Source organism: Bacteroides fragilis NCTC 9343 (assembly GCF_000025985.1).
Taxonomy (GTDB): Bacteria; Bacteroidota; Bacteroidia; order Bacteroidales; family Bacteroidaceae; genus Bacteroides; species Bacteroides fragilis.
Genome location: NC_003228.3, coordinates 4,977,048 through 4,991,120, shown reverse-complemented (window position 1 = coordinate 4,991,120; position 14,073 = coordinate 4,977,048). Strand labels below are relative to the sequence as shown.

Genomic DNA, 14,073 nt, shown 5'->3' with positions numbered 1-14,073 from the left:
GTGCGTATTAGCTTCTTCGCACATCATAATGAACGCAAAAATACGAATAAATTCTGTTCTACAACAGAAAAATAATCTACTATTAGTTCTTTTTCAACAATTTGATGTGTTTTTTTGATGTTTTTATTTGATATATTGTTTTGTTACTTTATATTTGTGAGGATTTTAAGGATATCTTTTGTGTAACATATATTAATTAATCATTTACGTATTATGAATAAGGCTGAACTTATTAATGCAATGGCAGCGGAATCCGGCTTGAGTAAAGTGGATTCTAAGAAAGCGCTTGAAGCTTTCTTTTCTTCGGTTACAAAAGCTTTGTCGGCTGGTGACAAAATTTCCTTGGTTGGATTTGGTACATTCTCTGTAGCTGAAAGATCAGCAAGAATGGGAATCAATCCTTCTACCAAGAAGGCAATTGAGATTCCTGCAAAGAAAGTTGCTAAATTTAAACCGGGTGCTGAGCTGACAGATGCTATAAAATAAGCATTTATAGTTGAAAAGAAATTAAGAGAGGAGGCGCTTTAGCGTCTCCTTTTTTTGTATCTTTGCGCGCAGAATAATAACTTGGATATGAAGATAGAAGATAAACTTGTGACGTCCGTAATCAGCGGACTCAAAGCACTTTACGGACAGGATGTACCTGCCGCGCAGGTGCAGCTGCAAAAGACGAAAAAAGAGTTTGAAGGACACCTCACCCTTGTGGTATTCCCCTTCCTGAAAATGTCGAAGAAGGGCCCGGAGCAAACCGCACAGGAAATCGGTGAGTATCTGAAAGCCAATGAACCGGCTGTGGCAGCTTTTAATGTGATCAAAGGTTTCCTGAATCTGACCGTTGCGTCGGCTACGTGGATCGAACTGCTTAATGAAATTCATACCGATGCGCAATATGGCATTGTATCGGCAGATGAAAATGCCCCGCTGGTGATGATTGAGTACTCTTCTCCCAACACCAATAAACCCCTTCACCTGGGCCACGTTCGTAATAACCTGTTGGGTAATGCGTTGGCCAATATCGTCATGGCGAACGGCAATAAGGTGGTTAAAACCAATATTGTCAACGATCGCGGTATCCATATCTGTAAGTCGATGCTGGCATGGCAAAAGTATGGCAAGGGTGAAACTCCCGAATCATCAGGCAAAAAAGGCGATCATCTGGTAGGTGATTATTATGTCGCTTTCGATAAGCATTACAAAGCTGAAGTAGCTGAACTGATGGAGAAAGGCATGTCGAAGGAAGAGGCGGAAGCTGCCTCCCCGTTGATGAATGAAGCGCGTGAGATGTTGGTGAAATGGGAAGCCGGTGATCCGGAAGTGCGTGCGCTTTGGCAGATGATGAATAACTGGGTATACGCCGGTTTTGATGAAACGTACCGTAAGATGGGAGTCGGTTTCGATAAAATCTATTATGAATCCAATACATACCTGGAAGGTAAAGAGAAAGTGATGGAAGGCCTTGAGAAAGGTTTCTTCTTCAAGAAGGAAGACGGTTCTGTCTGGGCTGACCTGACAGCCGAAGGATTGGATCACAAACTGTTGCTTCGCGGCGATGGAACTTCGGTATACATGACTCAGGACATCGGTACGGCTAAGCTGCGTTTTGCCGATTATCCCATCGATAAAATGATCTACGTGGTAGGTAACGAGCAAAACTATCACTTCCAGGTATTGTCTATCTTGCTGGATAAACTCGGATTTGAGTGGGGCAAGAGCCTGGTGCATTTCTCTTATGGTATGGTCGAACTGCCTGAAGGCAAGATGAAGTCACGTGAAGGTACGGTGGTGGATGCTGATGACCTGATGGCCGAAATGATTGCGACAGCCAAAGAAACCTCTCAGGAATTGGGCAAACTGGACGGTTTGACACAAGAAGAGGCGGACGATATTGCACGTATCGTTGGATTGGGTGCACTGAAATACTTTATCCTGAAAGTGGATGCCCGTAAAAATATGACTTTCAATCCGAAAGAGTCTATCGACTTTAACGGTAATACAGGACCTTTTATCCAGTATACGTATGCACGTATCCGGTCTGTGTTGCGCAAAGCCGCCGAAGCGGGTATCGTGATTCCGGAAGTACTTCCGGCCAATATCGAACTCAGCGAGAAGGAAGAGGGATTGATTCAGATGGTTGCCGATTTTGCTGCGGTAGTGCGCCAGGCAGGTGAAGATTATAGCCCGTCGGGTATCGCCAACTACGTTTACGACCTGGTGAAAGAGTACAATCAGTTCTATCATGATTTCAGTATCTTGCGTGAAGAAAATGAAGACGTGAAGTTATTCCGTATTGCTCTGTCTGCCAATATTGCCAAGGTTGTCCGTTTAGGTATGGGATTGCTGGGCATTGAGGTGCCGGATAGAATGTAAGAAGTTCTTTGAACAAAAATAGAAACTACGGGGTTTCTTTAGCCGGGACACAACTGCTAAAGAGATCCCGTATGTTGTATTACGGGGGAGTCTTGCCATAAGGTAGGGGATAAAACAGACAGTGGCGATCCAAGCACTTTTTATGCCATGGATCGCCACTGCCAATAATGACCGGTTATTTCAGGTTAGTTTAAATCCAGATAATCCCAGATCTTATGTGATTTACCGTCTTCGCCGATAATGCCGCCGGAGCAATATTTGTAGACAAGTTCTTTTTGGAAACTGCCGATGGAGCTTACTTTACCGTTGATCCAATCGCTAAAGCCCGGATACGTCTCAAAAAGACTGTTCTTTTCCTGTGGATAGCTGAACGTGCCATTACCATTCGAAACGGCCAGGCCATAAGGCATATTTTCCTTATTTACCATATCGTAGGATTTGTAATCGATGTCTGAGCTGGCAGCGTACATCCGTTTTCCGTCTACCTCAATGAACCAGGCTACCCACGCTGCTGAGGTTTTTTCTTTCTTGGGCATGGCATAGTTTTTTATATTGGTTGAAGCCAGTTTGTAACGTATCGGGTCATTGTCATTGACTGTATTGATGAATCCCTGTCTTCCGCCGAATAAATCAGTTCTGACGTCATCGCTGATCATGTGCGTTGAGCCATCGGATAGGATACACCCTAGTTTGATCGTCTTGGTGCTTCCCAATGCGATGGGCTGGATCTCTATCGTTTGCCAAGTCTCGGTGGGATGCTGGTAGGCGTGATTACTGGCGGTATTCTTTACATGGATAATCAAATCGTTGTAATCGTAATCACCATTCTGCGTATCTTCGAACATGATGGCCTGCCACACCTTTGCGTAAGTTGTTTCCGATCCTTCGTCCAGAATCGTATAACTGATGTTGATACCGTCTCCTTCGGCACGAGTCGATATTGTGGCGTTTTTGGGGATACGGATGGTGATAGGTTCATTAGCCATTGCCAGGGTATCTTCTCCGGAGGTGACAAAGGTGGTATATCCCTCTTTGACAGGTACGCTGAAATCTTTGGATGTTTCGCAATTTGCTACACGTGTTTCGATAATCTGAGAATAATCTTTCTCATCCTCGATACAAGAAGTCCACAATGCAATGGAGGCGACTGCTAAAATGACTTTCTTCATAGACTGTTCGTTTTGTTTGTTCTACAAAGATAAACAATTAAAATGATAACTTGCTGAATAATAGTTTGAAAAACAAAAAAAGTACAAATAATACAGACCTTATCTACTTTTTAGAGAAAGTAAGTATAATCTGTATTATTTGTACTTTTCAGTCGGGATGCCCGAATGTGGCTATTTTTTCTTAGCGTAGCGTCCGCGTTTCGGAGCGTTTTCTGCTTTTTCGCTTTGCAGTTTTATGATTTCCAGGCAGGTCTGGTAATTCAGATCGACCGGTACCACGTCTTTGGGTATTTTGTAGTTATTTCCTTTGTAAGCGATGTATGGTCCGTATCTGCCGTTGAGGATTTCCATTTCTGCATCTTCATCAAACTTCTTGATGTGCTTTTTCGCTTCCGCTTCACGTTTAGCCAGGATTAGCTCGATAGCTTCGTCCAGTGTGACCTCCAGCGGGTCATAAGTTTTGGGCAAAGACACATATTTAGAATTATGATATACATAAGGTCCGAAGCGTCCGGTACCGATTGTTACGGTTTTATCTTCAAATTCTCCGACTTTGCGCGGCAGTTTGAATAAGTCCAGTGCCTCTTCCAGAGTGATGGTCTCCATAGACTGTCCTTTCTTCATCTGTGCAAAGCGTGGCTTGTCTGTGTCATCGGCCGTACCGATCTGTACTACCGGGCCGAAACGTCCGATCTTCACCGATACGGGCTTTCCGGTTTTAGGTTCCTCTCCCAGAATCCGTTCACCTACTTTGTGTTCGGTTTTGGTAGCCAGTGTCGTTTCTACTGAAGGATGGAAGTCCTTATAGAAATCCTTCATGATGCTTGTCCATTTCTTATCGCCTTCAGCTATCTCGTCGAATTGTTTTTCAACGTTTGCCGTAAAGTTATAATCCAGGATATTGGGGAAGTATTCGGTCAGGAAGTCATTGACTACAGTGCCGATATCCGTTGGCAATAGTTTTGATTTCTCTGCTCCGACAATTTCCGTATGTTTGATATCCGTAATCTGATTATCTTTCAAGGTCAGTATATCGAACGAGCGCTCTTCTCCCGGTTTATCCCCCTTCTCCACATATTCGCGTTGCTGGATGGTAGAGATGGTCGGTGCGTAGGTTGACGGACGTCCGATTCCCAGTTCCTCCAGCTTGCGCACCAGGCTGGCTTCGGTATAGCGTGACGGACGTTGTGTGAAACGTTCGGTAGCTACGATTCCCTGATGTTCCAGCATTTGTCCTTTCTTCAAAGGGGGCAGCAGGTGGCTTTCGTCTTCTTGTTCATTGTCGTCATCATACGATTCTTTGTATACACGCAGAAAACCATCGAACTTGATCACCTCTCCGGTAGCGGTAAATTTATCGTTACCGTTGCTGATACCGATGGTTGCCGTTGTCTTTTCCAGTTCGGCGTCTGCCATTTGTGAGGCTATGGTACGTTTCCAAACCAGGTCGTATAGTTTTCTTTCCTGAGCCGATCCTTCGATGGTCTGGTTTTCCATGTAAGTCGGGCGGATAGCTTCGTGCGCTTCCTGAGCTCCTTTGGTCTTCGTAGCGAAATGGCGTGGATGCACATATTGGTCGCCCATCATCTGTGCGATGGCAACTTTGCTTCCCTCTGTGGCGTATTCGGACAGATTTACCGAGTCGGTACGCATATAGGTGATTAATCCCGATTCGTAAAGCTTCTGTGCAACCATCATGGTTTGCGCTACAGTGAAGCCGAGTTTGCGGGCAGCTTCCTGTTGTAGGGTTGAGGTGGTAAATGGGGCTGCCGGGCTTTTCTTTACCGGGCGGGTTACGATATCTTCGATAGAGAATGTGGCTGCCTTGCATGATTCGAGGAATTTTTGGGCTTCCTTCTTTGTCTTCAGGCGGCGTGCCAGTTCTGCTTTCATTTCTACCAGCTTGCCATCAGCATCCGGTACGAGGAAAACAGCTGTGACACGATAAGAAGCTTCGCTCTTGAAAGCCTGTATCTCACGTTCGCGTTCTACGATCAGACGTACGGCAACCGATTGTACCCGACCAGCAGAAAGTGCAGGTTTTACCTTTTTCCACAAAACAGGTGAAAGTTCGAAACCCACGATACGGTCTAAGATACGGCGTGCCTGCTGAGCATTCACCAGGTTGATGTCAATGTCGCGTGGCTGTTCGATAGCCTTCAGTATAGCTGTTTTGGTGATTTCGTGAAAAACGATACGTTTCGTATTTTCAGGTTTTAATTTCAGGACTTCGTAAAGGTGCCATGAAATGGCTTCTCCCTCCCGGTCCTCATCGGATGCGAGCCATACGGTTTCTGCTTTGCTTGCTTCTTCTTTCAGTTTATTAACCAGCTCTTGTTTCTCTGCGGGTATTTCGTATTTGGGTTTGAAATTCTTTTCTATATCGATAGAAAATTCTTTTTTCTTCAGGTCGCGAATATGTCCGTAACTTGAGAGGACTTTAAAATCTTTCCCAAGAAACTTTTCAATCGTTTTTGCTTTTGCTGGAGATTCGACAATGACAAGGTTTTTCTGCATATCTGTGATATTAAAACATATAAATTGCCCGCAAAAGTAGAAAAAAACGTTTTCTTTACCTTATAATATAGAGAGAATCTGATTTTTTTTGCAAAAAAAGACCTTTTTTATAAGAATCTTTTAAATTTTTTGTACTCAGGAGTTAGAGGAGTGAAAGCCTTTAATCGGAAGTAAATTCCCGGTAATAATTCACTTCGGCCTTTTTACCTCCGGTCAGACCGATGACTTCTTTAACTCCTGAGTTTTACTAAATAACCGGATCTGGTTTTGAGGATCTTTTAAAACCGGAAGCTCAGTCCCCCCACAAAATTGATTCCTTCAACCGGATAGTATAAGTAGTACTGATATTTCTTATTCAGCAGATTGTCAGCCTTTACATATGCCGAAATTCCTTTAAAGATTCTGTATGTGGCTCCCAAGCTCAGGTTGCTGACGGCAGGAATACTTTTCGCGTAAAGTCCGGTATAACGTTCGGCCCTGCGGGTATATTGGTAGCCTGCGTTTAGCCAAAGCGCGGCTATCGGATGAATTTCCGTGTGAATTCCGAGGTCAAACTCCGGTTTCATCAGTAACGCTTCATTATAATCGGAGGATTTTGAACCGGTTGTTTGAGCGTCCGCATTCCAATGATAATAAGTTCCGCCTGCTGAAATAGCAAATAAGTCTTTGTACTCATAGCTGGCTTTGATACCTGCGTAAAAGTTATCTGTATGGGTCTGTCCCAAACCAATGTAGTTTGCTCCGTCTCCACCCTCCCAGGCGTCTGCCGATTGGTATAAATCATCTTTCAGATTTTGGTATCCGCCGAAGATGTCGAACCAAAGTCCGGGTGTCGGACTGGCTTTGAATCCCAGTCCGGCATTCAGTTGTTCATAAGTGTCTTTTACCTCCTGTCCCGGATCGAGGTACGGATTATAAGTTTCCAGCCGGCGGAAGTCGTTTAATTGTCTGCCTCCTGTTGCTTTGGCATATAGTACGTAACTGTCCGAGAATACATATTGAGCTTTCACGTCCGGAGACACGCGGACAGCTTTCCCGTTTTCGAAAGAGAGGTCTACGTTGGCGCCTACATGTACTCTCCAACTGTCATTATTCAATTCGTAGTAAGGATTCAGATCAAGTGTTGTACGGTTTTTGAAAATATCCTTTATCCGGTCTTTATTTTCTTTCAGTTCGTTCCCGTAGATCAGGTTGTTCATGGCAAATCCGATAGCTACTGTCTGCTCGTCACTGACTGAACCGCTTACGGTTGCCAGAGTACGTACCATTGTTTCGTTTACCCCTCCGAAGAGTTGGCATTGCTGCCGTCCGTATAGCATCAGATTGGTTTCCGCCCGGTATTGCAAGGGCAGGGTTTCGTCTGTTGATTTTACTCCGAAGTGTACGTCACCGGAGGTGAATTTCTGCTTTTTGAATCCGTAAGGTTCATAATTGAAATTGCTCAGGCCGAAATTACCGGCTACATTCAAATCCAGTTTTGCAAACTGGTGTACATAGTCTACATTGGCCCGTGTACGGTAATAGAAAGCGTTCCATTTTCGGGTATCACCGAAGGGCATATCCAGCGTACCGTCCATTCCGTCCATTTTGAAGTTCACGTTCAGTTTGTCCCTGTCCGAGAGACGGAACAGATAATTGGCTAAAACGTCCAGGTTACCGTAATTGCCATATCCCAGGCGAACATAACCCGGGATGAATCCCGGTTGTATCTCTTTGCCGGTGTAAGCGCCTATAGTCCCTGCCGGAATCGAAGTGGCGGGAGTTGTGAATGTAGCGTACTCCACCTCCTTTTTGCTTACGGAGGGCTCTTCAACTTTGGGGAGGACATTTACCTTGGCAGCATCCATTATGTCCGGATTATATTGCTGCTCCACTATTACGGTGCGGTTTACAGTCGTATCTTTGGGCTGCGTCTGAGCCTGTATCGAAACGGGCAGTGCAGTAAAAGCAATTCCTAAAAGGATATAATTATTATATTTCATACTCTGTTACTTATTAAGGTTGTTCAGTCTGCTTTCAATCATACTCTCAATGTCATCGTCAGCATGGTAGTTTTGTTGCAGGCTCAGCAGATACTGGCGGGCATCCAACTTTTTATCCATAGCCACATATACATCGGACAGGAGGATGAAGCCACGCGCCAGCCAGTAGGCATGCGGTGTGCTTTGATCGATGAAGTTCAGCAACTCTTTCTCGGCAGCGGCATAGTTCTGTGAGTTATACAGTTCCTGGGCTACCAGGAATTTTGCTTCTGCACCGTATAGGTTACGTGTATCCTTGGCCAGTTCTTTCAAGTCGCCCATGGCGGCTTTGTCTGCTTTCTGATTCAGATAAGCTTTGGCACGGTAATACAGGGCTTCGTTCTTAAGTTCCGGGCTTAGTTTGGCTTCCGATAATAAGGCAGTTGCCGCATGAATGGTTTCCGTATCGTCTTTTAGCAGATAAGCCGCACGGAGCATACCGGTTTCGGCCAGCAGTCTGCGTTCGGCGGTAGTTGCTTTTTCTTTCAGCATTTTGTAGCTTGCCAGTGCATCGGCAAACTGTACTTTATTGAATTGTACTTCCGCACGCATAATCAATGCCTCTTCCGAGAAAGGATTGTCCGGATACTCAAGCAACTTGCCCGAATGTTCCAGAATCATGTCGTAGTTCTTTTGTTCTTTGCCTATCAGGCAGAGATAATAGTGTGCGTTCAGTCCGAATGCTCCATCCGGGAAAGTTTGCAGGTACTTTCCGAAGCTCTCTTTGGCCTGCTCCACTCGTCCCCGGATGTAAATCTTCTCAGCTGCCATATAAGTCAGTGAGTCCTGCTCGCTCGCATCGAAGCGGATGTTGCCCGGCATAGCCGAAGCCAGCGCCGCAAATTCATCGATACGGTTCATATCCACATAGATCGACTTCAGGTCACGCATGGCCAGACGCGCTTCGTCGCTTCCCGGATATTTTTGGACGACTTGCTTGTAAGCGTTAATAGCCTGGTCGTAGTCCTCGTTTTGGTAATAGAGCAATCCGATCTCTGCCGCTGCTTTGCGGCTGACAGGACTTTCGGGATATTTAGCCAATAGTTCCTTGAACGAAGCGATGGCCTGTTGATTGTTGTCCATCAATACATAAGAACGGCCTTTTTCGTACAGGGCGCTGATGGCATAGGGGGAAGCGGGATATTTACCTGCCAGGCGATTCAACAAAGTGATTTTGCCTGAATAATCTTTTTGCAGGCCCGATACAAGTGCGAGTTGATAGAATGAATAGTCTCCCGAAGGAGTATTCATCGCTTCTGCCTGTGAGTAATAATGTTTGGCTTCGTCAAAGTTGCGCACATCCAGATAACAGTCTCCGATGCGGTTATAAGCATCGGCCAGTGCCGTTTTGTTTTCCCCTTTTTCCAGGCTGATATATTTCCGGAACCAGTTTTGTGCCTGTGTATAGTCTTTCTGGTGAAATGCGATATAGCCTAAGTTATAATGTGCCAGGGCATACATCTCGTTATGGGTCTGCTGGGTCAATTGCAGATAATCGGTGAAGTTCCGTTTAGCTTCCTCCATACGGTTCAAGCGGTAATAAGCTTCGCCTCTCCAGTAGAGGGCGTCGGCTTTGGTCTGGCGGTTGTATTGTCCGAGTCCGAGCGAGCGGTCGAAATAACCGATGGCTTGTTCGAATTGTGTATTGGCGAATGCTTGTGTGCCCAGTTGGAATAAGATACGTTGCTTTGCTTCCAGAATGCGTTTACCGGGATGTGCGATGCGGTCGATTGACTTCAGGGCCGCCTCATAGCTCCGTGTGTTCATATACACTTCTACCAGATAGCTACTTACCATCTCCGCATATTCTGAGTTCGGGAATTCATTGAGGAATTTTTCAAAAACAGTTACCGACTCGCCGAAAGCCGAATAAGATGTTTCGTGGATGCACAATGCATAGTTGTAGGCGGCCTGTTCTTTAATTTTCAGGTTTGCGTTCGAGGCGGCAGCCTGCTCGAATGCCATGCGGGCTTTGTTTTTTTCAGCCAGATGCAGATAGGCGAGTCCCATGTGCAGGTATGCGTTTTGAGTGAGTGCATCGCTCTCGGTAGTGACCTCTCCGAGTGTTTCGGCAGCTTTGGAAAATACGCCGGTCTGAAAGTAAGACAGTCCCAGCATATAAAGTGCGTCTCTTCGTGGAGTATTTTCCTTTTCCAGATAATTCCGGAAAGAGGCGACCGCCTTGTGATAATCTCCAAAATGATAATAGGCATCTCCCAGAATCCGATACATTTCCGCGGCGTGTTCGTTTTGCGGATAGGCAGACAGATAATTTTGTGCTACGATCTGTGCCTTGTCATAATTCTTTTTGACGGCGTAAATCTCAGCGATATAATAGGGCACCAATGCCTTGTATTTTGCGTCATCCTGCAGGGGGAGAAAGCCTTTCAGTGCTTCGTCATACCGTTTTTGCGTATAACGTATGTATGAGATATAGTAAGAACAGTCATTCGCATATTTGGGACTGCTTGCTTTCAGGGTTTCGAACCAGATGGCGGCCTCTTTGACATTGCCGACTTTCAGGTAGCAGGTAGCCAATTGATAGGTCATGTCATCCCGTTCCTCGTTGCCCAGCAAATCAAGGCGGGAAGAGTTGAACAAGGCGAGAGCTTCATCATAGTTGCCCTGATAAAAATAAGCAGAGGCAATCAGTGCATAAATACGGTTTGCGTGAGGAGTATCCGGATAGGTGTCCAGATAGTTGCGTAGTTGCGCGATGGCATTACGGTCTTTCAATTCATACGCCGAACATACCAACATGTATTCAGCCTCTTCTTTCAGGTTCACGTCCGCTTTCTGGCGGACAAATGTGCGCAGGGGAGGCATTGCGGCTGCATAGTTCTTTTGCAGGAACAGCTCTTTCCCTTCTTTATACAGATTTACGGGAGACGTTATTTTCTCGCTGGTTTGTGCCTGCAAGGCGACAGGCACACAACATGCCACGGCACATATCAATCGTGATATCTTTTTTTTCATAATTCAGAGTTTTGACAAAAGTACTTGTTTTTATGTATTTTACCTCTCTTTCAGGAATCTTTTTAACCCTTTTTTGATAGAGCCCAACCCGAACTCTTCGGGATTAATTTGGCACAATGGGACGAAAAACGAGTCCGCCACATCATCCATTGCTTCAAAGTGACTTGTATCTTCCACTTGGCAAAGGAAAAACATGTCGAGCGTATGTACAGGAAACCCGGAATAGATATAAATGTTCGGAAGGGAAAACAGGTAGGTTGCCTTTTTCACTTTTAGTCCGGTCTCCTCTTCTACTTCCCGGCTTACTCCTTCTTCACCCGTTTCGTTCATGTCGATGAAGCCACCCGGAAGGTCCAGCGTCCCTTTCGCCGGCTCTTTGGCACGGCGGCATACCAGTAACTCGTCTTTTTCGTTTAAGATCAGTGCCACTGTAGCCGATGACGGGTTGAAATAATAAACGAACCCGCAATCGGTACATTGTTTAGACTTCTCGTTGTGAATCTCAAAAGCGGCAGAACCGCATTTCGGACAGTATTTAAATTGATTAAGTGGATGTTCCATCATTCTATTTGTTTTTGTGCAGGCAAAAATAACGAAAAAGAAGCAGTTTCAGGTGATATGTCCGCCAGTATTGTATGTTTGATAATATAAAGTGTTGATAAAGAATGGGAAATGACTACTGTAATGTCCGCTTCCTTTTTCTTCTTTTCCTTTTTCTTTCTCTACCTTTGCCATTGATTTATTTATTAATACACAAACTATGAAATCACTTCATTCTCTTTTATTTTGCGGAGTACTTCTTTTGCATGCTTCTTGTTCGGGAATAAAAACATCAGATGAGAAATCTTTGGATGATTGTCCTTTGGTAGCGACCTGGAAACAGGCCGGTACTGACAGTATAGTGGTATTGGACGTCGGGTTGATAAAAGATACCATGCAGATACGGCTCAGCCAGTTGGTAGACGACCTGGAGATTATCAAGCTTGAAACCCGGGATACGGCATTAGTCAAGTCCGGATATATGGCGGTCTCTGACCGGTACATGCTTTTGGGAAGTTATTTAATGCCTTGTAAGCTATTTGATAAGAATGGGACTTTCCTGCGTCAAATTGGCGGGCTTGGGCAAGGTCCCGGTGAGTATACCAATATTTATGATGCTCAGATCGATGAAGTGAATAATCGGATTTATATGCTTCCGTGGACTTCAAATCAACTATTGGTTTTTGACTTGGATGGAAATATACTTCCTCCGATACCTTTGCCGGCCCGAGTTCCTAAAGGAGTGTTCCGGGTAGATACGAAAAAGAATCTATTGACTATGGGCATCTTGCCTTTCCAGGATTTAGAAAATAAATTTGTGCTTTGGCAACAAGATCTCAAAGGAAATGTATTGCAATCCATCAGTTCGACTCCTTATTATACTTATGATGATTACAGCAATGAAGTGAGCAGTAACCGGAATGCCGGTTCTTTTGACTTCTTCATCTTTAATTGGTCTGCCGTACAAGATTCCTTGTATCACTATGATGCGAAAGAGAATCGTTTGGTTCCTGTTTTTACCGCCAATTTCGGGACTCAGGATATTCCCAAGCATACGTATACGGAGTTTCCCGGACATTATTGGGTCAACATCATAACAGAGGTTGTTAATGGGCAGGGTATGCCTCCAATGAATGTTTTGATAGATAAGCATAGCCTGAAAGGGACCTATTGTACATTGGTGATTGATGAACTTGGGGGCATTCCGGTCGAGTATCCGTACGACTGTTTTCAGGACGGACGTTTTCTGATGAATCTCGATCCGGGAGATTTGATTGATGAATTGGAAAAAGTCCTTGCTAGACCCGAACGTTTTTCTAAAGAAGAATCAGATCGACTTACAAAATTAAAGAATTCGATTTCCGTTGACGATAATAACTATATTCTGGTCGGTAAGTTTAAGTCAAAAGGAGAAAGTCTGATACTTTCTGCTAATCCGGTTCAGAAAATAACGGAGCAGGAACAACAACCGGCAAAAGAGGAACCGGTAAAGACTGCCGTTCAGTCCGAAGTAGCATCGGAGGCGGATACAGTGTGGAGTGTATCTCCATATTCAGCTATACTTCCTGATGCCATTGATTATTTCCGTACTCATAATAAATATAAAGATTGGGATCCGAAAAAGGGCAAGCGCGTCCTTGTGCGTGGCATAGCAGAAAAAGACGGAACAATTACAGGTGTAGGCATCAGTTATGGATGGGATCTCGATCCTCAGAGCGGGGCTATGAAGAATAAGAGCGAGGGAACTTGTGGGCTGAAAGAGTTGGATGAAGAAGCCTTAAGGCTGATCCGGCAGGCTAAACTTTTACCCGGAATGACAGATAAAAAAATACCAGTCAGAAGTAAATTCGTTATTGTAGTCGATTTCCCTCCTAAATGACGAGTTAATTTCATTTTGTCAAATTTACAATTTGTCCGGTAAGCTCTGTCTGTAACCGGATAAATTCGGATGAAGATTCATGCAGCGCAAAAAATGCGCTGCATTTGGCTTCTGTGTTTGTCTATATTGTAGCTGTTTTGCTGATTGGCGGATGTTTGGATATGATATTCCTTGATCCGTCTGTCTACTTGTCTCCTGTGCTTGCTGTTTGCTTTCTTTCTTCTATCGGTGCTTTTTCTTTTTCAGTATGCAACCAGCCTCTTTCTTCCCCAATTGGGTCACTGATTTATCCTCCGTTTTTAGTAAGTTAACATCCTGTTGGCAAAGAATTAGTTTTCTACCGACAGGAAGTTAACTTACTCCTTTCATGAAGTTAACTTACCATATTCTGTTTATTCATATCCTGCTTGCATGATTATGCCATTTCTCTGGATTTATTCGCTTTTGTTGTATATCATTGCTTTTTTTATTCATTTTTATTTCTATTTCTTGCCGCTTCTACCAATGTTCGGTTAGCTGGGAACGGTATATTGCAACTATTTGTCATAGAAACACTCTGTTTCCTTACGTTTCTCTATTTCTTTGGTCGAGCTTTGTCTATTGA

The 14,073-nt window shown here is 44.4% G+C and carries 9 protein-coding genes; 3 read left to right on the top strand and 6 right to left on the bottom strand.

Going from position 1 to position 14,073, the window contains the following annotated elements:
* The first annotated feature begins 213 nt into the window (after positions 1-213).
* Both BF9343_RS20550 and argS read left to right on the top strand, forming a co-directional pair.
* Positions 214-486 (top strand): HU family DNA-binding protein, encoded by a 273-nt coding sequence (locus BF9343_RS20550; RefSeq protein ID WP_005791188.1) that lies wholly within the window; start codon positions 214-216, stop codon positions 484-486.
* Between the two features lie 87 nt (positions 487-573).
* Positions 574-2,367: an arginine--tRNA ligase gene (gene argS, locus BF9343_RS20545; protein WP_010993767.1), complete on the top strand. Its 1,794-nt coding sequence runs from the start codon at positions 574-576 to the stop codon at positions 2,365-2,367.
* Between the two features lie 185 nt (positions 2,368-2,552).
* Here the strand turns inward: argS and BF9343_RS20540 are convergent, their stop codons facing one another.
* The 6 genes from BF9343_RS20540 to BF9343_RS24130 form a co-directional block, all read right to left on the bottom strand.
* The gene (locus BF9343_RS20540) at positions 2,553-3,536 is read right to left on the bottom strand and encodes a DUF4842 domain-containing protein (protein ID WP_010993766.1); all 984 of its coding nucleotides are present in this window, start codon (positions 3,534-3,536) and stop codon (positions 2,553-2,555) included.
* 171 nt (positions 3,537-3,707) lie between these two features.
* Positions 3,708-6,053, bottom strand: coding sequence for a type I DNA topoisomerase (gene topA, locus BF9343_RS20535; RefSeq protein WP_010993765.1), 2,346 nt, complete (start codon positions 6,051-6,053; stop codon positions 3,708-3,710).
* A 278-nt stretch (positions 6,054-6,331) separates the two neighbouring features.
* Positions 6,332-8,035, bottom strand: coding sequence for a TonB-dependent receptor (locus tag BF9343_RS20530; protein WP_010993764.1), 1,704 nt, complete (start codon positions 8,033-8,035; stop codon positions 6,332-6,334).
* A gap of 6 nt (positions 8,036-8,041) precedes the next feature.
* Positions 8,042-11,050: a tetratricopeptide repeat protein gene (locus BF9343_RS20525; RefSeq protein ID WP_005791196.1), complete on the bottom strand. Its 3,009-nt coding sequence runs from the start codon at positions 11,048-11,050 to the stop codon at positions 8,042-8,044.
* Positions 11,051-11,089: 39 nt separating this feature from the next.
* A complete protein-coding gene (locus BF9343_RS20520; protein WP_005791198.1) occupies positions 11,090-11,611 on the bottom strand; it encodes an NUDIX domain-containing protein in 522 nt (173 codons plus the stop codon).
* A gap of 48 nt (positions 11,612-11,659) precedes the next feature.
* Positions 11,660-11,785: a hypothetical protein gene (locus tag BF9343_RS24130; protein WP_005791201.1), complete on the bottom strand. Its 126-nt coding sequence runs from the start codon at positions 11,783-11,785 to the stop codon at positions 11,660-11,662.
* 25 nt (positions 11,786-11,810) lie between these two features.
* On the opposite strand from BF9343_RS24130, the gene BF9343_RS20515 reads away from it, so the two are divergent.
* Positions 11,811-13,469 (top strand): 6-bladed beta-propeller, encoded by a 1,659-nt coding sequence (locus BF9343_RS20515; RefSeq protein WP_008661581.1) that lies wholly within the window; start codon positions 11,811-11,813, stop codon positions 13,467-13,469.
* Positions 13,470-14,073: the final 604 nt, after the last annotated feature.